This is a genomic window from Streptomyces sp. SudanB25_2051, from assembly GCF_964272635.1.
Taxonomy (GTDB): Bacteria; Actinomycetota; Actinomycetes; order Streptomycetales; family Streptomycetaceae; genus Streptomyces.
The window spans coordinates 3280516-3302168 of sequence record NZ_OZ186787.1 but is presented as its reverse complement, the minus strand read 5'-3'; the positions used below and the strand labels follow the sequence as shown (position 1 = coordinate 3302168).

Here is a 21653-nt window from a genome sequence, read left to right as displayed (position 1 = left end):
GGGGACCGGAGGGGGCTCCCGACCGGAGGGTGGGCAGTGTGGCTCGAGACCGGCTTTACCCCGAGCCGACAGGTGAGGTGCGCATGAGTCTGTCACTGCGCTTCGCCGCCGGGTCGCACAAGGGCATGATCCGCGAGGGCAACGAGGACTCCGGTTACGCCGGCCCCCGGCTGCTCGCCATCGCCGACGGCATGGGCGGCCAGGCCGCGGGCGAGGTCGCGTCCTCCGAGGTCATCTCCGCGCTCGTCACGCTCGACGACGACGTCCCCGGCTCGGACATCCTCACCTCGCTCGGCACGGCGGTGCAGCGCGCCAACGACCAGCTGCGGATGATGGTCGAGGAGGACCCCCAGCTCGAAGGCATGGGGACCACCCTGACCGCCCTGCTGTGGACCGGTCAGCGCCTGGGCCTCGTCCACGTCGGCGACTCCCGCGCGTACCTCCTGCGCGACGGCGTCCTCACGCAGATCACCCAGGACCACACCTGGGTCCAGCGGCTCGTCGACGAGGGCCGGATCACCGAGGAGGAGGCCACCACCCACCCGCAGCGCTCCCTGCTGATGCGCGCGCTGGGCAGCGGCGACCACGTCGAGCCCGACCTGTCGATCCGCGAGGTCCGCGCCGGCGACCGGTATCTGATCTGCTCCGACGGCCTGTCCGGCGTCGTCTCCCACCAGACGATGGAGGAGACCCTCGCCGGCTACCAGGACCCGCAGCAGACCGTCCAGGAGCTGATCCAGCTCGCCCTGCGCGGCGGCGGCCCGGACAACATCACCGTGATCGTCGCGGACGTCCTCGACGTCGACGGCGGCGACACCCTCGCCGGCCGGCTCAGCGACACCCCCGTCGTCGTGGGCGCGGTCGCCGAGAACCAGCCGCAGCTCAACGACGGCGGCGCCATGCAGACCCCGGCGGGCCGCGCGTCCGGCCTGGGCCGGTCCGGGCCGCCCCCGGCGGGCGGCTTCGGCCCCCCCGGCAGCGGCGACGACATCGGCTACGGCGGCATGCCGCCCGAGGACGGCGGCTACGGCACGTACAGCCAGGCCGACCTCAGCAAGCCGCGCGGCAAGGGCCGCAAGTGGTTCAAGCGGATCTTCTTCACGCTGCTGGTGCTCGCGCTCATCGGCGGCGGCGCCTACGGCGGCTGGCGCTGGACGCAGACGCAGTACTACGTCGGTGCGAACGACGGCCATGTCGCGCTGTACCGCGGCATCAGCCAGGACCTGGCGTGGATCTCGCTGTCGAAGGTCGAGAAGGACCACCCCGACATCGAACTCAAGTACCTCCCCGCCTATCAGCAGAAGCAGGTCGAGGAGACCATCCCCGGCAGCAGCCTCGCCAAGGCGGAAGCCAAGATCAAGGAGCTGGGCGCGCAGGCCTCGGCCTGCCGCAAGCGCGAGCAGGCCCGCGCGGCCGCCGCCGCCCAGCCGTCGGCACCGCCGAGCGAGGAGCAGGCCGGCGGCACCACGGGCTCCGCCGACACCACCAAGCCCAAGCCCACGCCCACCACAGCCAACCCCTCCCCGGGCCCCACGCTCACGGAGGACGAGCAGAGGCTGGCCTCGAACTGCGGCAAGCAGTAAGCACCCGTAGGGGGGCCTTTCCACCACCATGAGCGTTGTCACCAACACGACCACGATCGGCGCGATCGACGCACCGAGCCGCCGCAACACCGAGCTGATGCTGCTCGGCTTCGCCGTGGCGATCCCCGTCTTCGCGTATCTGAACGTCGGGCTCGCCCTCGACGGCGAGGTCCCGGCCGGCATGCTCGGCTACGGGCTGGGCCTGGGCCTCCTCGCCGGCATCGCGCACCTGCTGGTGCGCCGCTTCGCCACCTACGCGGACCCGCTGCTGCTGCCGCTGGCGACCCTCCTCAACGGACTGGGCCTGGTGCTGATCTGGCGCCTCGACCAGTCGCCCCGGCTGATCGCCGACTCGATGCGGCTGTACGGCAGCCACAGCGGCGACGCCCCGAAGCAGCTGATGTACTCGGCGATCGGCGTGGCGCTGTTCCTGCTGGTGCTGGTGTTCCTCAAGGACCACCGGGTGCTCCAGCGCTACACGTACATCTCCATGGTCGCGGCGATCGTGCTGCTGCTGCTGCCGCTCGTCCCCGGGCTCGGCACGGACAGCTTCGGCGCCAAGATCTGGATCCGGGTCGGCCCGTTCTCCATCCAGCCCGGTGAGTTCGCCAAGATCGTCCTGGCGGTGTTCTTCGCCGGGTACCTGATGGTGAAGCGCGACGCGCTCGCGCTGGCCAGCCGCCGCTTCATGGGCCTCTACCTGCCCCGCGGCCGCGACCTCGGCCCGATCCTCACCATCTGGGCGCTCAGCCTCGCGATCCTGGTCTTCGAGAACGACCTCGGCACGTCGCTGCTGTTCTTCGGCATGTTCGTCGTCCTGCTCTACGTGGCGACCGAGCGCACCAGCTGGATCGTCATGGGTCTGCTGATGGCCGTGGGCGGCGCGGTGGTCGTCGGCTCGTTCGCGACCCATGTGCAGTCCCGTGTGGCGGCCTGGCTCGACCCGTTCGAGTGCCTGAAGACCGCGCCCGAGAACAGCAACATGGCGTGGGCCTGCGACCAGATGACCCAGGTCCTCATGTCGTTCGGCTCGGGCGGCACCATCGGCACCGGTCTCGGTCAGGGCAACTCCGACCTGATCAAGTTCGCCGTCAACTCCGACTTCATCTTCGCCTCCGTCGGCGAGGAGCTGGGCCTGGCCGGCGCCATGGCGTTCATCCTCCTGTACGGGCTGATCGTCGAGCGCGGTCTGCGTACCGCCCTCGCGGCCCGCGACCCGTTCGGCAAGCTGCTCGCCTGCGGCCTCTCCGGGGCCTTCGCGCTCCAGGTCTTCGTCGTCGCCGGCGGTGTGATGGGCCTCATCCCGCTCACCGGTATGACGATGCCGTTCCTCGCGTACGGCGGTTCGTCGGTGATCGCCAACTGGGCGCTGATCGCCATCCTGCTGCGGATCAGCGACACCGCGCGCCGCCCCGCGCCCGCCCCCGCTCCCAGCCCCGACGCCGAGATGACCCAGGTGGTCCGCCCGTGAACAAGCCCCTGCGCCATATCGCGATCTTCTGCGGCCTGTTGGTGTTCGCGCTGCTCATCCGGGACAACTGGCTGCAGTTCGTCCGCGCCGACGAGCTGAACTCCCACGAGCGCAACAGGCGCGTGACGATCGAGCGGTACGCCTCCGTCCGCGGCAACATCATCGTGGACGGCAAGCCGATCACCGGCTCCGTCGACTCGAAGGACCCGTACTTCCGGTACAAGCGGACCTACGTGGACGGCCCCATGTGGGCCCCGGTCACCGGCTTCGCGTCGCAGGCGTACGGCTCCACGCAGCTGGAGAAGCTGAACGACTCGATCCTCACCGGCAACGACGACCGGCTGTTCTTCGACCGCACGCTCTCGATGTTCACGGGCGAGCAGAAGAAGGGCGGCAATGTCGTCACCACCCTCAGCGGCGCCGCGCAGAAGGCCGCCTACGAGGGCCTCGGCGACAAGAAGGGCGCCGTCGCGGCGATCGACCCGCAGACCGGCAAGATCCTCGCGCTGGCCTCCACCCCCTCGTACGACCCGGGCAGCTTCGCCGGCTACTCCGGCAAGGACGAGAAGGCCTGGATCGCGCTGGAGAAGGACAAGGACAAGCCGAAGCAGAACCGCGCGCTGCGCGAGATCTACCCGCCCGGCTCGACGTTCAAGGTCGTCACGGCCGCCGCCGCGATCGAGAACGGCATCGTCAAGGACATCAACGCCCCGACGGACACCCCGGAGCCGTACAAGCTGCCGCTGTCCACGGTGCCGATGAAGAACCACGCGAGCGGCTGCGAGAACGCGACGCTGAACTACGCGATGGAGGTCTCCTGCAACTCCGTCTTCGCGAAGCTCGGCGACGAGGTCGGCCGCGACAAGATGGTCGAGATGGCGGAGAAGTTCGGCTTCAACAACCCGGAGGTCGACACCCCGGTCCGCGCCGCCGCCTCCGTCTACGACAAGAAGATGGACCGGGGCGGCAACGCCCTGTCGTCCATCGGCCAGTTCAACACCGCGACCACCCCGCTCCAGATGGCGATGGTCACCGCCGCGATCGCCAACGACGGCAAGCTGATGAAGCCGTACATGGTGGACCACCTCGTCGCTCCGAACCTCGACGTGATCGAGAAGCACGAGCCCGAGGAGATGAGCCGCCCGATGTCCGCGGAGACCGCGCAGCTCGTCCAGAAGATGATGGAGAACGTCGTCGAGAAGGGCACCGGCACCAAGGCGCGGATCGACGGCGTGACCGTCGGCGGCAAGACGGGTACGGCGCAGCACGGCGAGAAGAACAAGGCCCGCCCGTACGCGTGGTTCATCTCGTACGCCAAGACGGACAGCGGCTCCCCCGTCGCCGTCGCCGTGGTCGTGGAGGACTCCAACGCGACCCGCGACGACATCAGCGGCGGCGGCCTGGCCGCGCCGATCGCGCGCGACGTGATGAAGGCGGTGCTGGACAGCCGGAAGTGAGGGCGGTGCCTGTGTACCGGTCCCGTATCAGCTTCCGGTCCCGGCCGGATCGGCTCGTCGTGGCCGGTAGCCTTTGCGCGGACAGCACACCGCCGGACCACACCACGGTTGCGGCCGGGACTGACGGAGAGGGCTGGAACAGTTATGGATGAGCCGCGTCGCCTCGGCGGCCGGTACGAGCTGGGCTCGGTGCTCGGCCGTGGTGGCATGGCCGAGGTCTACCTCGCCCACGACACCCGGCTCGGCCGCACCGTCGCCGTGAAGACGCTGCGGGCCGATCTGGCGCGCGACCCGTCCTTCCAGGCCCGGTTCCGCCGTGAGGCCCAGTCGGCCGCCTCGCTCAACCATCCGGCGATCGTCGCCGTGTACGACACCGGCGAGGACTACGTCGACGGCGTGTCCATCCCGTACATCGTCATGGAGTACGTCGACGGGTCCACCCTGCGTGAGCTGCTGCACTCCGGGCGCAAGCTGCTGCCCGAGCGCACGCTGGAGATGACCGTCGGCATCCTCCAGGCCCTGGAGTACTCGCACCGCGCCGGCATCGTCCACCGCGACATCAAGCCGGCGAACGTCATGCTGACGCGTACCGGTCAGGTCAAGGTCATGGACTTCGGCATCGCCCGTGCGATGGGTGACGCCGGCATGACGATGACGCAGACGGCCGCCGTGATCGGCACCGCGCAGTACCTGTCGCCGGAGCAGGCGAAGGGCGAGACCGTCGACGCCCGTTCCGACCTGTACTCCACCGGCTGCCTGCTGTACGAGCTGCTGACCGTGCGCCCGCCGTTCATCGGGGACTCCCCGGTGGCGGTCGCCTACCAGCACGTACGGGAGGAGCCGCAGCCGCCGAGCGTCTTCGACCCCGAGATCACGCCCGAGATGGACGCGATCGTCCTCAAGGCGCTGGTCAAGGACCCGGACTACCGCTACCAGTCGGCCGACGAGATGCGCGCCGACATCGAGGCGTGCCTGGACGGCCAGCCGGTCGCCGCGGCGGCCGCGATGGGTGCCATGGGCGCCCCGGGCGGCTACGGCTACCCGCACCCGGACCAGCACACCGCGGCCATGCACCACCCGGCGGACCCGGGCGCGCAGACGTCGATGCTGCCCCCGATGAACCCGGACGACGGCGCGTACGGCTACGACGACCGGGGTGCCGGCCGGCGGCGCCCGCCGCAGAAGAAGTCCAACCTCTCGACGATCCTGCTGGTCCTCGCGGGCATCCTCGTGCTGGTCGGCGCGATCCTCATCGGCAAGGCCGTCTTCAGCGAGGACGACCCCCGCCAGGTGACCGTCCCCAACCTGGTCGGCAAGACGCTGGCGGACGCCCAGCAGACGGCCGAGACCTCAGGGGTGCAGGTCACCAACGCGGGCGCGGCGCGCTGCGACCAGCCGAAGGGGTCGGTGTGCCGCCAGGAGCCGGCCGCCGACGGCGTGCGGCAGATGGCGGAGAACGGCACGATCGACGTCTGGGTGTCCGAGGGCGCCGAGAAGGTGAAGGTGCCGACGGTCCTGGAGCAGTCCAGGGACCTGGCCACGACCACCCTCGAGTCCGAGGGGTTCAAGGTCAAGGTCGAGACCGAGGAGTCGGACAAGCCCGAGGGCACCGTCATCCGCCAGGACCCCGAGGGCGGCACGGAGCAGGAGAAGGGCACCGAGGTCACCATCACCATCGCCGCGAAGAACAAGGTGTCGGTGCCGAGGGTCATCGACAGCAACTTCGACAACGCGAAGGCGCAGCTGGAGACGCTGAAGTTCCGCGTGCTGCGGGAGGACGTCGATTCGGACAAGCCGGCGGGCACGGTCGTGGACCAGAACCCGAAGCCGGACGAGCGGGTCTCCGAGGGCTCCGACATCACGCTGCGCGTGTCGAAGGGTCCTCAGCAGCAGCAGGTCGAGGTCCCGCAGGTGACGGGCATGTTGCTGGGCCAGGCGAAGCAGGTGCTCGCCCAGCGGGGCCTGCAGCTGACCGTCGGCGAGGGCCCGGACAACGACGCGGTGTTCGTCGTCGACCAGGACCCGAAGCCGGGCAAGAAGGTCGACCCGAACACCCCGGTCACCGTGAAGACGCAGGGCCTCGGCGGGAACGGCGGCGGCAACGGCGGCAACGGCGGGAACGGCGGCAACCCGGGCGGCGACGGTGACGGCGACAACAACGACTCGGGCTGGTTCGGCGGCGTGAACGGCGTGGTCTTCCGCCCGGAGCAGTGAGCGGGAGGCATCCCGCCGGGGCACGCGCCCCCACCGCATGGCGAAGGCCCGGCACCCTCGAGGTGCCGGGCCTTCGGCGTACGCGGAGCGTCCTCGCGACGCGGGGCTCAGCGCAGTTCGGCCGGCTTGGTGCGGGCGTGGTCGACCTTCTCGGTGCGGACCAGCTCGCCCCAGACGATGTACCGGAAGTCGGAGGTGAGGATCGGCGTGCAGGTGGTGAGCGTGATGTACCGGCCCGGCTTGGTCTTTCCGGAGTCCTTCGGGACGGGCTGGAGCACGTCCACGTTGAACCGGGAGGTCTTCGGGAGGGTGTTGAAGACCTTGTAGACGTACCAGGTGTCCTTCGTCTCGAAGACGATCGGGTCGCCGGTCTTCAGCTTGTGGATGTTGTGGAACTTGGCGCCGTGCCCGTCGCGGTGCGCGGCGAGCGTGAAGTTGCCGGTCCTGTCCGCGGGGAGGGCCGACTTGATCGGCTCGGTGTAGTAGCCGGCGACACCGTGGTTGAGGACCTCGGGGCTGGTGCCCTCCTTGACCAGGACCTCGTCGCCGCCCATCGCCGGGACGTGGAGGAAGCCGACGCCGCCCCTCGTGTCGAGGGCTCCGGGGCTGGTGTCGGTCCAGCTGTTCCGGACGGCGTCGCCCTGCTTGTCGGCCTCGCGGTCGGCCAGGACGTTCGTCCACCACAGCGAGTAGACGACGAACAGCCCCATCAGCACGCCTGCGGTGATGAGCAGTTCGCCGAAGACTCCGATGACGCCGGCGATCCGGTTCCGCGCACGTGCCACTACATCTGTCCCGTCTTGAGGTGTCAGCCCGCGAGCGCGTCCGGTACGCCCTTGCTGCGCGGCCGTTCTTCGACCATCTTGCCCCACACGATCATGCGGTAGGTACTGGTGAACTCGGGGGTGCAGGTGGTGAGCGTGATGTACCGGCCGGGCTCGGTGAACCCGGAGCCGTCGGGGATGGGCTTGAGGACCGACACGTTCGACGGCGGGGTCTGCGGCAGGATACTGGCCATCTCGTACGTGTAGTACGCCTCGCGGGTCTCCACGACGATGGGGTCGCCGGGCTTGAGCTGGTTGATGTACCGGAAGGGCTCGCCGTGGGTGTTGCGGTGGCCGGCGACCGCGAAGTTGCCCTGCTTGTCGGACGGCATGGCGGTCTTGAGGGCGCCCTCCGCGTAGTGGCCGGCCATGCCCTTGTCGAGGACCTTCTCCTTGTCTATGCCCTCGGCGACGGGCACGACGACGTCGAGCTTCGGGATGTGCAGTATCGCGAAGCCCTCGCCGGCCTCGAAGACGCCGGGCTTCCGGTCGGCGTCGTCCTTCGCCCAGTCCTGCGCGATCCGGTCCTTGGCCTTGTCGACCTCCAGGCCGGCCTGCACATTCGTCCACCACAGCTGGTAGGCGACGAACAGCAGCATGACCACGCCGAAGGTGATGAAGATCTCCCCCATGACCCGGCTGACGATCACGCCGAAGCTTTCCTTGGCGGCGCGAGCCGCGCGGCGGGCCTCGACACGGGACAGCGGGGCGCCGGACGGGGAGCCCGTGGCGGGAGCGGCGGGGGGCGGGGCACCGGGGGCTCGGCGGCGGCCGCCCCGGCCCTTGGCCGCCCGCCGCCGCTCGGCGCGGCCTCCGGGCGTCTGCCCGTCGGCGGCCTCGGGGGCGGTGGCGTCGCCGGGCCGGCCGGTGGTGGGGCCGCCGGCGCCGCCGGGGGCCGGGGTGGCCGGGTCGATGACGGGCAGCACCGCCGTCGAGCCGGCGCCGGGCGCCGGGGTGTCGGCGGGGGCCGGAGCGGGGGTGTCATCGACGGCGTAGGGCCGCTCGTACGGGCCGGGCTCGGCGTAGGGCTGCGGCGCCGCGTACGCGTCGGAACCGGCCGGGTAGGACTGCGCGGTCTCGTACGGCCTCGGGGCGGCCTCGTACGGCTGCGGCCCGGGCGCGGCCGGGTGCGGGACAGGCGCGGCACCGGGAGCGGCAGGGTGCGGGGCGGGTGCGGCCTGGTAGGGCGACTGCGGCGCCGCGTACGGGTCCTGCGGGGCGCTCTGGCCGCCGTACGCCTCCTGCGTCCCGTACGCCCCGTAGGGCGCCGTGTACGGCTCCGCGACCGGCGCGGCGGGCGTCCCGTACGGCTCCGGCCGCCACTCCTGCGGCTCGGGTACGGCTCCGGGGGCGGCCTGCTGCCGCGGGGGCTCCTCGGCCCGGAACCAGGGCGAGCCCTCCCCGCCGCCCCCGGCCGCGTCGTGCTCCGGGCGCACGTCGGTCACGCGACGGCCTTGCCCACCACCGGCGCGAGGCCCACGGAGCGGCCGACCGCACCGGTGTCGCCGCACCGCTCCAGCCAGTTGGCGAGCATCAGGTGGCCGTGCTCGGTCAGCACCGACTCGGGGTGGAACTGCACGCCTTCCACCGCGTGCTCCCGGTGGCGCAGGCCCATGATGATGCCGTCCTCGGTGCGCGCGGTGACCTCCAGGACGTCCGGCAGGTCGGCGGGCTCGGCGGCCAGCGAGTGGTAGCGGGTGGCCGTGAACGGCGACGGGACGCCGGCGAAGACGCCCCGGCCCTCGTGGACGACGAGGGAGGTCTTGCCGTGCAGCAGCTCGGGCGCGCGGCCGACGACCCCGCCGTAGGCCACGGCCATCGACTGCATGCCGAGGCAGACGCCGAAGACGGGGACGCCCGTGGCGGCGCAGTGGCGGACCATGTCCACGCAGACGCCGGCCTCTTCGGGCGTGCCGGGGCCGGGCGAGAGCAGCACGCCGTCGAAGCCGTCCTGCGCGTGGGCCGGCGCGACCTCGTCGTTGCGGACGACCTCGCACTCGGCGCCGAGCTGGTACAGGTACTGGACGAGGTTGAAGACGAAGCTGTCGTAGTTGTCGACGACGAGGATGCGCGCGCTCACTGTCCGTCCACCGTCACATCATTGAACGGAAGCAGCGGCTCCGCCCAGGGGAACACGTACTGGAAGAGCAGGTAGACGACGCCGAGGACCAGCACGAGGGAGATCAGGCCCCGCACCCATGCGTTGCCCGGGAGATGCCGCCAGATCCAGCCGTACATGACGTCCGCGTCCCTTCCTTCGTTACCGCACCAGAGTACGGGGCGATGCCCTCCCGGTGGGCGCCCTGTGGAAAACGTGGACGCTCAGGACCCGGTGGCCGGTTGCGCGTAGCGCAGGTCCACGGTGCCCGTGTAGCCGGGCAGGGTCATCGCGCCGCGCTCCTGGACCTTCCAGCCCAGGCCGTAGGCCTTCACGTACAGCTGGTAGTTCTGGATGGCGGGGGAGTCGGCGAGGGCCTTGCGGAGCTTGCCGGTGTCGCCGACGGCCGTGACCTTGTAGGGCGGTGAGTAGACGCGGCCCTGGAGGATCAGGGTGTTGCCGACGCAGCGCACGGCGCTGGTGGAGATCAGCCGCTGGTCCATGACCTGGATGCCCTCGGCTCCGCCCTGCCAGAGGGCGTTGACGACGGCCTGGAGGTCCTGCTGGTGGATGACGAGGTCGTTGGCTTGCGGCTCGGGATAGCCGGGGGCGGCCTGGGCGTCGGGCGGGGCGTCGTTCAGGGTGACGGTGAGGCCGTCGCCGGAGACCTCCGTGGTGCCCGCGGCCTTCTCCAGGGCGCCGAGCCGCGCGTCCTCCGCCTCGCTCGAACCGTCGTCGCGGCGGGCGAGGGCGTCGACGTCCTCGCGCACGGCCGCGGTGGACTCCTCGAGCTCGGCGTTCTTGTCGCTGCGCTGGCGCACGAGGTCCGAGAGGCGCAGCAGGGAGTCGTCCGTGCGGATGTTGGTGCCCTTGGCGGTGTTGAAGCTCGTGACGAAGATCAGGCCGGCGAGGGCGAAGACGGCGGCGGTCAGCAGCCGCACCGGCCGCCACGTACCGCGCCGGGCCGGCTCCGTGGGAGAGTCGGCGGAATTGCTCAACGTACCCTTATCTCCTTAGGCGTCGAGGAAGCACTACGCTAACGGACGCCTGGGCGAGGAGACGGGCCACCTCGTTCTCAGCCCGTAACCAGCACAAGTCACCGTTTCCGCGCGGTCACGCAGCGCATCGACAGGAGAGTTCCTCGTGCCGAAGTCACGTATCCGCAAGAAGGCCGACTTCACGCCGCCCCCCGCCGCGAAGCAGGCGACCGCCATCAAGCTGACCAACCGCAGCTGGGTCGCTCCGGTCATGCTGGCGCTGTTCGCGATCGGGCTGGCCTGGATCGTGGTCTTCTTCGTCACCGACGGCACGCTCCCCATGGAGTCCCTGAGGAACTGGAACGTCGCCGTCGGCTTCGGCTTCATCGCCGCCGGCTTCGCCGTGTCGACCCAGTGGAAGTAGCCGCCGGGTAGCGGACGGCCCTGTGCCGCGTCAAGCCCTCGCAAGGGTTATCCACAGCGTTGTGCACAGCAGTGGAAAAGTTCAGACGATCTGTGGATAACCTGCATCCTGTTGACGCCGATGTGACTGCGTCCACCCTCTGACATGCACCGCACCAGCCCCTCGCCGCATGGGAAACGCCCAGGTCAGCGACGAGGGGCACAGGTGTTCCCGACAGCGCGCGGCACGGCCGTCACGGGCTGTGGACAACTCTGGGGAAAGCTGCCGCTCAGGTGAGCGCGGCCGTTCTCAGGACGGTCATCGCGACGGTCGCGCCGAGGACCAGCGCACAGGAGCCCCACTGGAGCAGCGGCCGCATCGCACGCGGCCCTCCCACCATGCCGTACGCGACGATCGCCCCGGCCACCAGGCCGCCGAGGTGCGCCTGCCAGGCGATCGTCTCCCGGAAGACCACCGTGATCAGCACGTTCAGCGCGATCAGGCCGAGCACCGGCCGCAGGTCGTACCGGAGCCGCCGGTACAGCACGAACGTCGCGCCCATCAGCCCGAACACCGCGCCGGACGCGCCCAGCGACGGCTGGTTCGGCGCCACGATCACATAGGTGAGCGCGCTGCCCGCGAGCCCGGACAGCAGATACAGCGCGAGATAGCGGAGCCGGCCGAGGGCGGCCTCCAGCGGCCCGCCCAGCATCCACAGGCCGAACATGTTGAAGGCGATGTGCCACACCTCCTGGTGCAGGAACGCCGCCGTCAGCAGCCGGTACCACTCGCCGTCGGCCACGCCGACCACCCGGAACAGCTCCGGGTCGAAGGCCAGCCCGATCAGCACCAGCTCGTCGACGAGCCCCGCCGAGAACAGCCCGGCCAGGAACACCAGCACATTGATCCCGATGAGGATCTTGGTGACCAGCTGCTGGTCACCGGAGGCGATGGCGCCGCCCGCGATGTTCCGCGGCCGGGCCACTCCGGGCGCGTGTCCCGTGCCCGATCCGCCACGCACGCACTCGGGGCACTGGAACCCCACCGACGCCGCGACCATGCAGTCCGGGCAGATCGGGCGCTCGCAGCGGGTGCAGCGGACACCGGTCTCCACGCCGGGGTGTCGGTAGCAGCTCGACAGCCCGTTCGGCGCCTGGCTCTGCTCCATGGGCTTCCCCTCGTCGTCGTCGCGTACCAACGCCCCGCCCATCCTTACGGACGGACGGGGCGGAAAGGTTCCCCGATGGCCCCGGAGGCCACCCTGACATCACCCGGACATGGCCGGGGGTTCCACCGGACACCGCCGCGGACGCGTCGGACACCACCGGGCTTCCACCGCACATCGCCGCGGACGCGTCGCACATCGCGGCGGACGCGTCGGGGACACGCCCCGGGGGTGCGGGAAGCCCGCTCGCCGCCGGGCCGGAGGGAGCGCTCAGCGCTTCTCGACGACGACCGACTCGATGACCACGTCCTTGACCGGACGGTCCGTGCGCGGGTTCGTCTGGGTGCCGGCGATCGAGTCGACGACCTTCTTGCCGGACTCGCCGACGACCTCGCCGAAGATGGTGTGCTTGCCGGTCAGCCAGGCCGTCGGCGCGACGGTGATGAAGAACTGCGAACCGTTGGTGCCCGGGCCGGCGTTGGCCATGGCCAGCAGGTACGGCTTGTTGAACGACAGGTCGGGGTGGAACTCGTCCTTGAACTCGTACCCCGGGCCGCCCGTGCCGTTGCCCAGCGGGTCGCCGCCCTGGATCATGAAGCCGCTGATCACCCGGTGGAAGATCGTGCCGTTGTACAGCGGGGCGGTGGTCTTCTGGCCGGTCGCCGGGTTCGTCCACTCGCGCTCACCCTTGGCGAGCTCGACGAAGTTCCGGACCGTGGCGGGCGCGTGGTCCGGGAAGAGCCGGATCTCGATGTCGCCGTGGTTCGTCTTCAGGGTGGCGTAAAGCTGCTCGGCCACGATGTGCCTTCCTTAGGTCTTCTCTTACGCGACCGATCCTCGCACGGAAGGCTTCGCCGGGAGCAAAAGGCGGCGCGGTCACACGGGAATGCCCCGGATGCCCGCATCGCATGCCGACCGGGAAGCACCGGGGCATGATTTCCAAAACGGCGGAAAGGTGAGGTAATCGAACCGCCACCGAGGAGGAGGATCTCGTGACCCGCATGGACAGCGTGCGCGCCGCCACCGATTCGGCGAAGGAGAGCGTGCTGCACGCCGCGGACGTGGTGGCGCCCTACGCCGGCGCGGCCCGGGAGCAGGCCGCGCACTACGCGCGTGAGGCGCGCGTCAAGGTGGCGCCGAAGGTCTCCAAAGCCGCGCAGCAGGCACGCGTCGGGTACGGCGTGTACGTCGCGCCGCACGTACCGCCGAAGCTCGACACGGCCGCGCACCGCGCCGTGTACCAGACCCGCAGGGCCGCTCGTCAGGCCGCCTACTACACGGCGCCCCGGCTGGAGCAGGCGATGGCCGCGGCCGGTCCCGTACGGGAGGAGGCCATGTCCCGCTCGACGGCCGCTCTCGCCGCGCTGCGCGGCCAGGTCACGGCGAAGGAAGTCAGGAAGCTGGTCCGCCGGCACGAGCGCCGCGCCCGCACCCGGCGGGCGATGAAGGGGCTCGCCCTGGTGGGAGTGGTCTTCGGCGGTGCCGTGGCGGTGTGGAAGTGGTGGGACAAGCAGGCCAACCCGGACTGGCTGGTCGAACCGCCCACGGAGGTCTCCGAGGGCGCCACGCTCACCTCGGTCGACGGCAGCGGGCCGATGACGGTCCGGCCGGAAGCCGGGGCGGAGACGATCGAGACGGAGCGGCCGGACAACGGCGACGGGCTCCGCTGAGGGCCGGGTCCGGCCGGTGCGGTGCGCTGACGGGTCTCACTGGCCGCTGACGGGTTCCCCGTCCGTCCGCTGACGGGTCGTGCTGACCGCGCGCGCCTCGGGCGGATGCGCCGGCGAGCTGCGGATGCGCCGGTGGGACGGATGCCGGTGGTGCGGATGCGCCGGTGGGACGGATGCCGGTGGACGGATGCCGGTGGTGCGGATGCGCCGGTGGGTACGGCGGGGCCGGCGAGATGCGGTGGGGCCGGTGGGGCTCGGAGCCTTCGGGACCTTCCGGTACGACGGGTCGGCGAGCGGCAGATGCGCGCCGGCCCGTCATCAGTGCGCGGACGCCGCGCCCACGGGGACGCCCGCGTCGGCGTCCTCGTCGTCCGTCGCGCGCTCGGCCGGGCGGTGGTCCGCCGCCAGGACGCCGGCGGTGGTCAGGCGCCGTACGGCCGGAGAGGCGCCATGGGCCTCGGCGTGGATGCGCTGCTTGATCGTCGGCGGCAGCGCGCGCTCACGCGGCGTCCTCCGCCCCCACCCGGACCCGCACCGCCCTGCGGCGGGCTCCGCCGCCGTGGCGCTCCGCTGCGCCGGAAGCCCGACAGCACGGGCAAGTCCACGGGTCGTACCCGTCGCGGGTGCCGTGGCGGTGGCGTGCGGCGCGGCGTCGAAACCGGTACCGGCGCGGCGGACCCGTACGGGAACCGCGGGCCGGAGAGCGGCGAGAACCCCGCAGAAGAAGGAGACGATCGCGGTCCAGAACTGCTTGACCTTGTCGGCGGCCATGGCCCCTCGCTTTCCCATCGCGTTGCGGTGTGGGCGATCTACATACCTTTCTCATGATGTGTACGCATCTCGGGAAGCGGCGGAGCGACGCCGTCCGCGCGCAGATCTTCCGATGAACACCACCCGTCTGGACCATCCCGAGTGGCGCTCCGCCGTACCGTCCCTCCCGTTCTCGTCTCCCGCCGGGGCCGCCGCCCGTCCGTCGCACCGTGCGTCGGCGCAGGTGGGAGTGGGTTTCCGCAGCGGCAGGCGAGGGGCCGCGCCAGGACGTCCAGGAGCGGTCCGGCGCCGGTGAGGTGATCCGGCTCACGTCGTGTCACAGGCTTCGGGGTCGCGGTGTCTTGAGGGCGAACCCCTTGAAGCGGAGGAGACACCATGACTGAGCACACCGAAGTCGTCGTCATCGGCGGTGGATACGCGGGCGTCATGGCGGCCAACCGCCTGACGCAGCGCGCAGACGTGACCGTGACCGTGATCAACCCGCGCCCGGCGTTCGTCGCCCGGCTCCGGCTGCACCAGCTGGTCGGCGGCTCCCACGACGCCGTCGTCGACTACGGGAAGGTCCTGGCCAAGGGCGTCCGCCTGCGGCTCGACACGGTGGAGCGCATCGACGCCGCCCGGCGCGGCGTGGTGCTGGCGAGCGGGGAGACGCTCACCTACGACTACCTGGTGTACGCGGTGGGCAGCCACAGCGCGGAGCCGTCCGTGCCGGGCGCGGCCGAGTTCGCGTACCCGGTCGCCACCCTGGAGGCGGCGCAGCGGCTGCGGTCCGTGGTGGACGCGACGGCCGGCACGGCGGCGGTGACGGTGGTCGGCGCCGGGCCGACCGGCATCGAAACGGCGGCCGAGCTGGCGGAGCAGGGGCGTCCGGTGACCCTGGTCTGCGGTGGCGTGCTCGGCGCCTACCTGCACCCGAGGGCCCGGCGTATGGCCGCCAAGCGGCTCGCCGCGCTCGGGGTGACCGTGCTCGACGGTCCCGGCTCGAAGGTCGCCGCGGTGACGCGGAACGCCGTACGGCTCGCGGACGGCCGGGAACTGCCCAGCGAGGTCACCGTGTGGACCGTCGGCTTCGGGGTGCCCGACCTGGCGGCGCGGAGCGGACTGAGCGTCGACGCCGTGGGCCGTCTGCTTACGGACGAGACGCTGACCAGCGTCGACGACGAGCGCATCGTTGCCGCCGGGGACGCGTCGGCGCCGTCGGACATGCCGTTCCGGATGAGCGCCTACACCGCCGGCTGCCTGGGCGCGCACGCCGCCGACACGGTGCTGCACCGGATCGCGGGGGAGCGGCCCGCGCCCGTCGACATGTCGTTCCGCGCCATGTGCATCAGCCTCGGGCGCCACACCGCCGTCTTCCAGCTCGGCCACGAGGACGAGACCGCGATGGGGCTCTACGTGAGCGGCCGTCCGGGCGCGAAGCTGAAGGAGATCGCCTGCGAGGCGAGCGTCAAGCACCTGGTGAAGGAGGCGGAGAAGCCCGGTTCGCACAGCTGGCCCAAGGGGCCGCTGCGCCGCCGGACGCTGGAGGCGAAGGGCGTGCGGCAGCCGGCGCCCGCCGACCAGGTCGCCTGAGCCCGTCCGGGCCACACCGCCGGACGCGCCCGCACCCGCACCGCACCGCGCCGCCGTACGCGCCCGCACCGTCGGACGCGCCCGCACCCCGCGCCCGTGACACCCCGCGCCGACCGCATCGGCGCACCCCGCATCCGCGTCAGCTCCGGGCGCCCGTCGGCCGTACCCCCCCCCTCGGTCGGCGGCGCCCGGCCCCCTCATCCGCGCGTACCCCGCACGTCCTGTCCAAGGAGTAGGCAATGGCTGCTCAGGCCCCGCCGGAATCCGGCACGGCCTCGTCCCCCTGGTCCGCGGTGGCCAGGGCGGTCCTTCTGCTCACCGTCGCCGTCGGTGTGCTGCTCACCGCCTTCGCCTGGCCGTCCGTACGGTCTTCGGTGCACGACGTGCCGATCGCCGTTGCCGGACCGGCCAAAGCGGTCCGCGGGGTCGGCGCGGCCCTGGAGCGCGGCCGGCCGGGCGCCTTCGAGATCACCGAGGTCGCCGACACCGCGGCCGCCGAGCGGCTGATCCGCGAGAGGGAGGTGTACGGGGCGGTCGACGTCACCTCCGGCAAGCCGCAGATCATCATCGCCTCGGCCGCCGGCACGTCGGTCGCCCAGACCCTGCAGGGCATCGCCGCCGGGCTGGGCCAGGCCGGAGCCAAGGGAGCGGGCGCTCCGGTGCCCGTGCGCGACCTCGTCCCGCTGCCCGACGGTGATCCGCGCGGAGCCGGTCTGTCCGCCGGTGCCCTGCCCCTGGTCATGGGCGGACTGCTCGCCGCGGTGCTGCTGACCCGCCTGGTGCGCGGAACGTCCCGCCGGATCGCGGGCGCGCTGGCCTTCGCGGTGACAGGCGGCCTGGCCGTGACCGCGGTCCTGCAGTTCTGGTTCGGTTCGCTGGGCGGCTCGTACGCGGCCAACGCCGGCGCCGTCGCCCTGTCCATCGCGGCGATCTCCCTGACCGTGCTCGGACTGGGCTCGCTGCTCGGGTACGCGGGCTTCGGCCTGGGCGCCGCCGCCATGATGCTCGTCGGCAACCCCCTGTCCGGTACGGCGACGGCGACCGAGATGCTGCCCGGCTGGTCCGGCGCGCTCGGCCAGCTGATGCCGCCGGGTGCGGGCGGCTGGCTGCTGCGCTCCACGGCCTTCTTCGACGGGCACGGCGCCACCCGGTCCGTCGTCGTGCTGTGCGCCTGGTTCGCGCTCGGTGCGCTGTTGTGCCTGGTCGGCCCGCTGCGCGCACGCCGTACCGCGTCCGCCGCTCCCGCGGGAGCCGGCGTGTGACCGTGCCGCCGCGCGGAAGCCGGGGTCCGGTCCGGCAGCCTGCCGCCGGGCCCCGTCGACGTATCCGGGACGCGGCCGGAGGCCCGTCGGCGTATCCGGTAGGCGCGAGCAGACACGTCGGCGTACCCGGGAGGCGCGAGGAGGTCCGTCGGCGTACCGGGGGGGCGTCGGCGGGCCCGTCGGCGTACCCGGGTGCGGAGGGGCGCCATCTGGTTGGTGTTTGCACGCACACGGCAGCTAAGCCCCGGCGCCCCGGAGCGCACCCGGCGGTGCGCGGCGCCGGACGCGAAACACCCCCTCGACCTCGTATGCAGAGGGCGAGGGGGCGCGGAAGGGTGGAGCCTAGGGGAGTCGAACCCCTGACATCTGCCATGCAAAGACAGCGCTCTACCAACTGAGCTAAGGCCCCGGAGACCACCGGCGCGCGGTGGTCGCAGACCAGAGTACCGGGTGACGGGGGGTGGGCCGCAAAAGGATTGGGACTCCCCGTGGGCGACCACTCTCCGTAAGATGCTCCGCGAGGTTCGCAGCAGCGAACCGAAGCGATGGGGAGACGCAATGGATGCTGCACAGCAGGAAGCGACCGCCAGAGCCAGAGAGCTCCAGCGCAGTTGGTACGGCGAACCGCTGGGGGCGCTGTTCCGCCGGCTGATCGACGACCTCGGCCTCAACCAGGCGCGGCTCGCCGCCATACTCGGGCTCTCCGCCCCCATGCTGTCGCAGCTGATGAGCGGTCAGCGCGCGAAGATCGGCAATCCGGCCGTCGTGCAGCGCGTCCAGGCCCTCCAGGAGCTCGCCGGCCAGGTCGCCGACGGCAGCGTCAGCGCCGTCGAGGCGACGGACCGGATGGAGGAGATCAAGAAGTCGCAGGGCGGCTCCGTCCTGACGCCCTCCGGCCAGTCCACCCCCGGCACGGGCGCGCCCACCGTGCGCCGCGTGGTGCGGGAGATCCAGTCGTTGCTGCGCTCGGTCGCGGCGGCCGGAGACATCATCGACGCCGCCGACACGCTCGCCCCGACCCACCCCGAACTGGCAGAGTTCCTGCGGGTGTACGGCGCCGGGCGCACGGCCGACGCGGTCGCGCACTACGAGTCCCACCAGAGCTGACGGCACCGGGCCGGCAGCGAGCGACCGAACGACAGCGGCACGGGGAGCGACACAGCGCGATGGGCGAGGTCTTCGCGGGGCGGTACGAACTCATCGACCCGATCGGGCGGGGCGGCATGGGCGCCGTCTGGCGCGCCTGGGACCAGCGGCGCCGCCGGTACGTGGCGGCGAAGGTGCTCCAGCAGAGCGACGCGCACACGCTGCTTCGCTTCGTCCGCGAGCAGGCCCTGCGCATCGACCACCCGCACGTCCTGGCCCCGGCGAGCTGGGCCGCCGACGACGACAAGGTCCTGTTCACCATGGACCTGGTCAGCGGGGGTTCGCTGGCGCACGTCATCGGGGACTACGGCCCGCTGCCGCCGCGCTTCGTCTGCACGCTGCTCGACCAGCTGCTGTCCGGGCTCGCCGCGGTGCACGCCGAGGGGGTCGTGCACCGCGACATCAAGCCGGCGAACATCCTGCTGGAGGCGACCGGCAGGGGGCGGCCGCATCTGCGGCTGTCCGACTTCGGCATCTCCATGCGCAAGGGCGAGCCGCGCCTGACGGAGACCAATCTGGTGATCGGCACGCCCGGTTACTTCGCGCCCGAGCAACTCCTGGGCGCCGAGCCGGACTTCCCGGCCGACCTGTTCGCCGTCGGGCTGGTCGCCCTGTATCTGCTCCAGGGCCGCAGGCCCGACTCCCAGGCGCTGGTGGCGCACTTCATGGCGCACGGCACGCCGAGCGCGCCCGAAGGCATCCCGGAGCCGCTGTGGCAGGTCCTCGCGGGCCTGCTCCAGCCGGACCCGCAGGCCCGGTTCCGTACGGCGAACGGTGCGCGCAAGGCGCTCGGTTCCGCCGTGGAGCTGCTGCCCGAGCCGACGGGCGAGGAGGAGCCGGTCGAGGTCTTCGACCAATTGGGCCCGCTGCCGCCGGGATACGGCCCCGAAGGCCCCGCCCAGGCCCCTGCGCCCGCACCGGCCTCGGCACCCGTACCCGCCCCGACGCCCGTACCGGAGCAGTCGGCCGCACCCGCGGCGCAGCCCGCGCCCTCCGTACCGTCCGTACCGTCCGTACCGTCCGTGCCGTCCGTACCGTCCCAGGCGGCACCGGCCCCGTCGGAGACGGGCAGCTTCCACCTGCCCCCGCCATCCCACCAGCCCCAGCACCAGCACCAGCCGCAGCCGCAGCCGCAGCCCGCCATGGTGCCGCAGCCGTACGGGGCGTACCCGGCCGCGCCGTCCGCGTCGCCGTACGCGCCCACGGCGCCGGCAGCCGTGCCCGCCCCGGCCCCCGGCAACCCCGTCGCCGCCACCGCCGCCTCCCCCGTACCGGCTGCGCGCCGGCGGCCGGGCCCTCCGCGCGCGGTGGCCGTCCCGGTCGTCCTGCTGGCCCTGGCCTGCTACGCCGTCGGCATCTGGGCGCTCACCCGGCTCTGAGCTACCAGCCCGGCCCCTGAGGGGGTCCGAACCCGGCGGGCGCGTCCGGCGACGGCGGCACGCGCCCCCCGGTGGCCCCGCCGGCACCGGCCACCGCGTCCGCGCGCCGCCGCGCCAGCACCGTCCACAGCCCGAGTCCGCCGAGCAGCACGGTGCCGGTGCCGATCCCGCCCGCCGCGACGAGGCGCATCGTGCCGGAGTCCCCGGCGGCGGTGCCGCTCTCGCCCTCGGCCGCCGCCTCCCGGTCGTCCTCGGTGACCGTGAAGATCCCGGCCGGGCCGGCGTACGGCGGCGCCGCCTCGGGCTCGCCCTCGACGTTCACCCGCAGCGTCAGCCCGTACGGCTTCTTGCCGAACTTCTCGCCGACCTCCGGGTTGAGGCTGACCCGCAGGTAGTACCAGCCCGCGAAGCGCAGTCCGCTGGTCTCCGTGTCCGAGGTGAAACGGTTCTCGTACGCCACGGGCGGCAGCGGGTCGAACGCCTCCGACTTCTGCTTGCCGTCGTACGACATGGACTCGTCGCTGTCGACCAGGCCGAGCGCCGGGTTGTACAGCGCCACCGGCAGGGCGCCGCTCACAAAGCCGTCACCGGCCGAGCTGCCCAGGTCCGCGCTGACGAACAGCTGCTGCCCCCAGTCGACGGGGATCCGGTAGAAGCGGCTCTGGCCGGGCTCGATGCGGTCCTTCCACTCGCCCTCGGTCAGGCCGGGCGCGTCCGCGAAGCCCGCCCCGCCGGCCCGCTCGCGGGGGCCGCCGGCGGGCGGCTGGGGCGAGGCGCTGGGCCAGTTCTCCGGCGCCTCGGTCGGCCCGGCGGCCTTGAGCTTCGGCTCCAGCACATGCCGGAGCTCAAGCCCCCAGGGCTCCCCCGACGACGACTCCTTGCCCTCCCGCTCGACGACGACGTAGTACGAGCCGGCCTCCTGGCACAGCGTCTTTTCGGGGTCGACCGTCCGGTCCACGTATCCGGCGACGGGGCGGGCGAACTCGGCTGACCCGAACCGCAGCGTGGTGCTCCCGCAGTCCGAGCCGTCCCGGTCCTGCAGCGCCACCTTCAGCTCGTCCTGGTACGTCAGCTTCGCGCCGCGCGGCGGTACCGCGACGGCGGAGACGTACGCGTGGCTGGCGGCGTCCAGGTCGACGCGGTAGATCAGCTTGCCGTCCTTCGCCACGGCGTCCCTGTAGACGGCGCCGGCGGCCAGCCGCGGCGCGTCGCTCGTGGTCGAGGCGCCCTTGACGGGCTGCGCGTCCCGGGCGAACGCGTACGGCGCGGGCTCCCCGGCCGCGAGGGCCTGCGGTGCGTACGCCCCGGATGCGAGGACCAGCGCTCCGGCCACCGCGGCGGCGGCACCGGCCCGCGGCCCGCCGAGCCGCCTCCGCCCGCCCAAACGCCCGCCAGCGCCCGTGTTTCGGGGCGCCGCCAGTCGGCCCGCGCGCCCCGCCGCCGTCCCGTCGGCCTGTGCCGTTCCGTAGCCCGCCGCGCCGCGGCCCCAGCCCCGCCCGTTCACGCGCTTCCCCTCGTCGTCTGCCTGGCCGCACCATCCTGCCCCGCGCGCCCCACAACTGTCTGCGACGGCGCCCGATTGGCCCGCCTTGCCCCGTGCCACCCGGCACGGTGGCGGTCCCGTCGCCCGGAACGGCCCCCGCAAACGGAGAAGGGCCCCG

Annotated in this window: 19 protein-coding genes and 1 tRNA gene; 10 read left to right on the top strand and 10 right to left on the bottom strand. The window is 72.2% G+C overall.

Annotated elements, in window-relative coordinates:
• Positions 1 to 83 precede the first annotated feature (83 nt).
• The 4 genes from ACSUPT_RS14760 to pknB all read left to right on the top strand — a co-directional run bounded on the left by ACSUPT_RS14760 (position 84) and on the right by pknB (position 6725).
• Entirely contained in the window at positions 84 to 1583 is a 1500-nt protein-coding gene (locus ACSUPT_RS14760; RefSeq protein ID WP_351966490.1) for a Stp1/IreP family PP2C-type Ser/Thr phosphatase, read from the top strand.
• 28 nt (positions 1584 to 1611) lie between these two features.
• Complete coding sequence (locus tag ACSUPT_RS14755) at positions 1612 to 3054, top strand: FtsW/RodA/SpoVE family cell cycle protein (RefSeq protein WP_351966489.1); 1443 nt, start codon at positions 1612 to 1614, stop codon at positions 3052 to 3054.
• Positions 3051 to 4511 carry a peptidoglycan D,D-transpeptidase FtsI family protein gene (locus ACSUPT_RS14750; RefSeq protein WP_351966488.1) on the top strand — a complete coding sequence of 487 codons (1461 nt, stop codon included), beginning with the start codon at positions 3051 to 3053 and terminating at the stop codon, positions 4509 to 4511. Before ACSUPT_RS14755 ends, ACSUPT_RS14750 begins: the two co-directional genes overlap by 4 nt.
• A 144-nt stretch (positions 4512 to 4655) precedes the next feature.
• A complete protein-coding gene (pknB, locus tag ACSUPT_RS14745) occupies positions 4656 to 6725 on the top strand; it encodes a Stk1 family PASTA domain-containing Ser/Thr kinase (protein WP_399218637.1) in 2070 nt (689 codons plus the stop codon).
• A 107-nt stretch (positions 6726 to 6832) separates the two neighbouring features.
• On the opposite strand, the gene ACSUPT_RS14740 is transcribed toward pknB, so the two are convergent.
• The 5 genes from ACSUPT_RS14740 to ACSUPT_RS14720 form a co-directional block, all read right to left on the bottom strand.
• Positions 6833 to 7510, bottom strand: a complete 678-nt coding sequence (locus ACSUPT_RS14740; protein WP_436944582.1) for a class E sortase — start codon at positions 7508 to 7510, stop codon at positions 6833 to 6835.
• 23 nt (positions 7511 to 7533) lie between these two features.
• On the bottom strand, positions 7534 to 8994 hold the full coding sequence (locus ACSUPT_RS14735) for a class E sortase (RefSeq protein WP_436944580.1): 1461 nt from the start codon (positions 8992 to 8994) through the stop codon (positions 7534 to 7536).
• Positions 8991 to 9629, bottom strand: a complete 639-nt coding sequence (locus ACSUPT_RS14730; RefSeq protein ID WP_351966484.1) for an aminodeoxychorismate/anthranilate synthase component II — start codon at positions 9627 to 9629, stop codon at positions 8991 to 8993. Before ACSUPT_RS14730 ends, ACSUPT_RS14735 begins: the two co-directional genes overlap by 4 nt.
• A complete protein-coding gene (locus tag ACSUPT_RS14725; RefSeq protein ID WP_351966483.1) occupies positions 9626 to 9787 on the bottom strand; it encodes a hypothetical protein in 162 nt (53 codons plus the stop codon). The genes ACSUPT_RS14730 and ACSUPT_RS14725 overlap by 4 nt, the downstream gene beginning before the upstream one ends.
• Before the next feature lie 84 nt (positions 9788 to 9871).
• On the bottom strand, positions 9872 to 10645 hold the full coding sequence (locus tag ACSUPT_RS14720) for a DUF881 domain-containing protein (protein WP_351966482.1): 774 nt from the start codon (positions 10643 to 10645) through the stop codon (positions 9872 to 9874).
• Positions 10646 to 10790: 145 nt separating this feature from the next.
• Between ACSUPT_RS14720 and crgA the strand changes: the two genes are divergently transcribed.
• Positions 10791 to 11048, top strand: coding sequence for a cell division protein CrgA (gene crgA / locus ACSUPT_RS14715; RefSeq protein ID WP_023587669.1), 258 nt, complete (start codon positions 10791 to 10793; stop codon positions 11046 to 11048).
• A gap of 268 nt (positions 11049 to 11316) precedes the next feature.
• On the opposite strand, the gene ACSUPT_RS14710 is transcribed toward crgA, so the two are convergent.
• Complete coding sequence (locus ACSUPT_RS14710; RefSeq protein WP_351966550.1) at positions 11317 to 12195, bottom strand: rhomboid family intramembrane serine protease; 879 nt, start codon at positions 12193 to 12195, stop codon at positions 11317 to 11319.
• A 267-nt stretch (positions 12196 to 12462) separates the two neighbouring features.
• Positions 12463 to 12990 carry a peptidylprolyl isomerase gene (locus ACSUPT_RS14705; RefSeq protein ID WP_351966481.1) on the bottom strand — a complete coding sequence of 176 codons (528 nt, stop codon included), beginning with the start codon at positions 12988 to 12990 and terminating at the stop codon, positions 12463 to 12465.
• Positions 12991 to 13184: 194 nt separating this feature from the next.
• On the opposite strand from ACSUPT_RS14705, the gene ACSUPT_RS14700 reads away from it, so the two are divergent.
• On the top strand, positions 13185 to 13862 hold the full coding sequence (locus tag ACSUPT_RS14700; protein WP_351966480.1) for a DUF5324 family protein: 678 nt from the start codon (positions 13185 to 13187) through the stop codon (positions 13860 to 13862).
• Positions 13863 to 14180: 318 nt separating this feature from the next.
• Here ACSUPT_RS14700 and ACSUPT_RS14695 read toward each other — a convergent pair whose 3' ends face one another.
• Positions 14181 to 14633, bottom strand: a complete 453-nt coding sequence (locus tag ACSUPT_RS14695; RefSeq protein WP_399218640.1) for a DUF6344 domain-containing protein — start codon at positions 14631 to 14633, stop codon at positions 14181 to 14183.
• Positions 14634 to 15008: 375 nt separating this feature from the next.
• On the opposite strand from ACSUPT_RS14695, the gene ACSUPT_RS14690 reads away from it, so the two are divergent.
• The gene (locus ACSUPT_RS14690) at positions 15009 to 16205 is read left to right on the top strand and encodes an NAD(P)/FAD-dependent oxidoreductase (RefSeq protein WP_399218641.1); all 1197 of its coding nucleotides are present in this window, start codon (positions 15009 to 15011) and stop codon (positions 16203 to 16205) included.
• A 239-nt stretch (positions 16206 to 16444) separates the two neighbouring features.
• Positions 16445 to 17467 (top strand): ABC transporter permease, encoded by a 1023-nt coding sequence (locus tag ACSUPT_RS14685; protein ID WP_399218642.1) that lies wholly within the window; start codon positions 16445 to 16447, stop codon positions 17465 to 17467.
• Between the two features lie 336 nt (positions 17468 to 17803).
• Here ACSUPT_RS14685 and ACSUPT_RS14680 read toward each other — a convergent pair.
• Positions 17804 to 17876 (bottom strand) — tRNA-Ala (locus ACSUPT_RS14680).
• 149 nt (positions 17877 to 18025) lie between these two features.
• On the opposite strand from ACSUPT_RS14680, the gene ACSUPT_RS14675 reads away from it, so the two are divergent.
• Together ACSUPT_RS14675 and ACSUPT_RS14670 are read left to right on the top strand one after the other, a co-directional pair.
• Entirely contained in the window at positions 18026 to 18574 is a 549-nt protein-coding gene (locus ACSUPT_RS14675; RefSeq protein WP_351966476.1) for a helix-turn-helix transcriptional regulator, read from the top strand.
• 59 nt (positions 18575 to 18633) lie between these two features.
• Positions 18634 to 19992 carry a serine/threonine-protein kinase gene (locus ACSUPT_RS14670; RefSeq protein ID WP_436944579.1) on the top strand — a complete coding sequence of 453 codons (1359 nt, stop codon included), beginning with the start codon at positions 18634 to 18636 and terminating at the stop codon, positions 19990 to 19992.
• A gap of 1 nt (position 19993) precedes the next feature.
• Here ACSUPT_RS14670 and ACSUPT_RS14665 read toward each other — a convergent pair whose 3' ends face one another.
• Entirely contained in the window at positions 19994 to 21325 is a 1332-nt protein-coding gene (locus tag ACSUPT_RS14665; protein WP_399218644.1) for a hypothetical protein, read from the bottom strand.
• Positions 21326 to 21653 lie beyond the last annotated feature (328 nt).

Excerpts from the sequence above, each read along its gene's own strand:
- ACSUPT_RS14760 (WP_351966490.1), top strand. The coding sequence starts at position 84 with ATGAGTCTGTCACTGCGCTTCGCCGCCGGGTCGCACAAGGGCATGATC.
- ACSUPT_RS14755 (WP_351966489.1), top strand. The coding sequence starts at position 1,612 with ATGAGCGTTGTCACCAACACGACCACGATCGGCGCGATCGACGCACCG.
- pknB (WP_399218637.1), top strand. The coding sequence starts at position 4,656 with ATGGATGAGCCGCGTCGCCTCGGCGGCCGGTACGAGCTGGGCTCGGTG.
- ACSUPT_RS14725 (WP_351966483.1), bottom strand. The coding sequence starts at position 9,787 with ATGTACGGCTGGATCTGGCGGCATCTCCCGGGCAACGCATGGGTGCGG.
- ACSUPT_RS14710 (WP_351966550.1), bottom strand. The coding sequence starts at position 12,195 with ATGGAGCAGAGCCAGGCGCCGAACGGGCTGTCGAGCTGCTACCGACAC.
- ACSUPT_RS14695 (WP_399218640.1), bottom strand. The coding sequence starts at position 14,633 with ATGGCCGCCGACAAGGTCAAGCAGTTCTGGACCGCGATCGTCTCCTTC.
- ACSUPT_RS14690 (WP_399218641.1), top strand. The coding sequence starts at position 15,009 with ATGACTGAGCACACCGAAGTCGTCGTCATCGGCGGTGGATACGCGGGC.
- ACSUPT_RS14685 (WP_399218642.1), top strand. The coding sequence starts at position 16,445 with ATGGCTGCTCAGGCCCCGCCGGAATCCGGCACGGCCTCGTCCCCCTGG.
- ACSUPT_RS14675 (WP_351966476.1), top strand. The coding sequence starts at position 18,026 with ATGGATGCTGCACAGCAGGAAGCGACCGCCAGAGCCAGAGAGCTCCAG.
- ACSUPT_RS14670 (WP_436944579.1), top strand. The coding sequence starts at position 18,634 with ATGGGCGAGGTCTTCGCGGGGCGGTACGAACTCATCGACCCGATCGGG.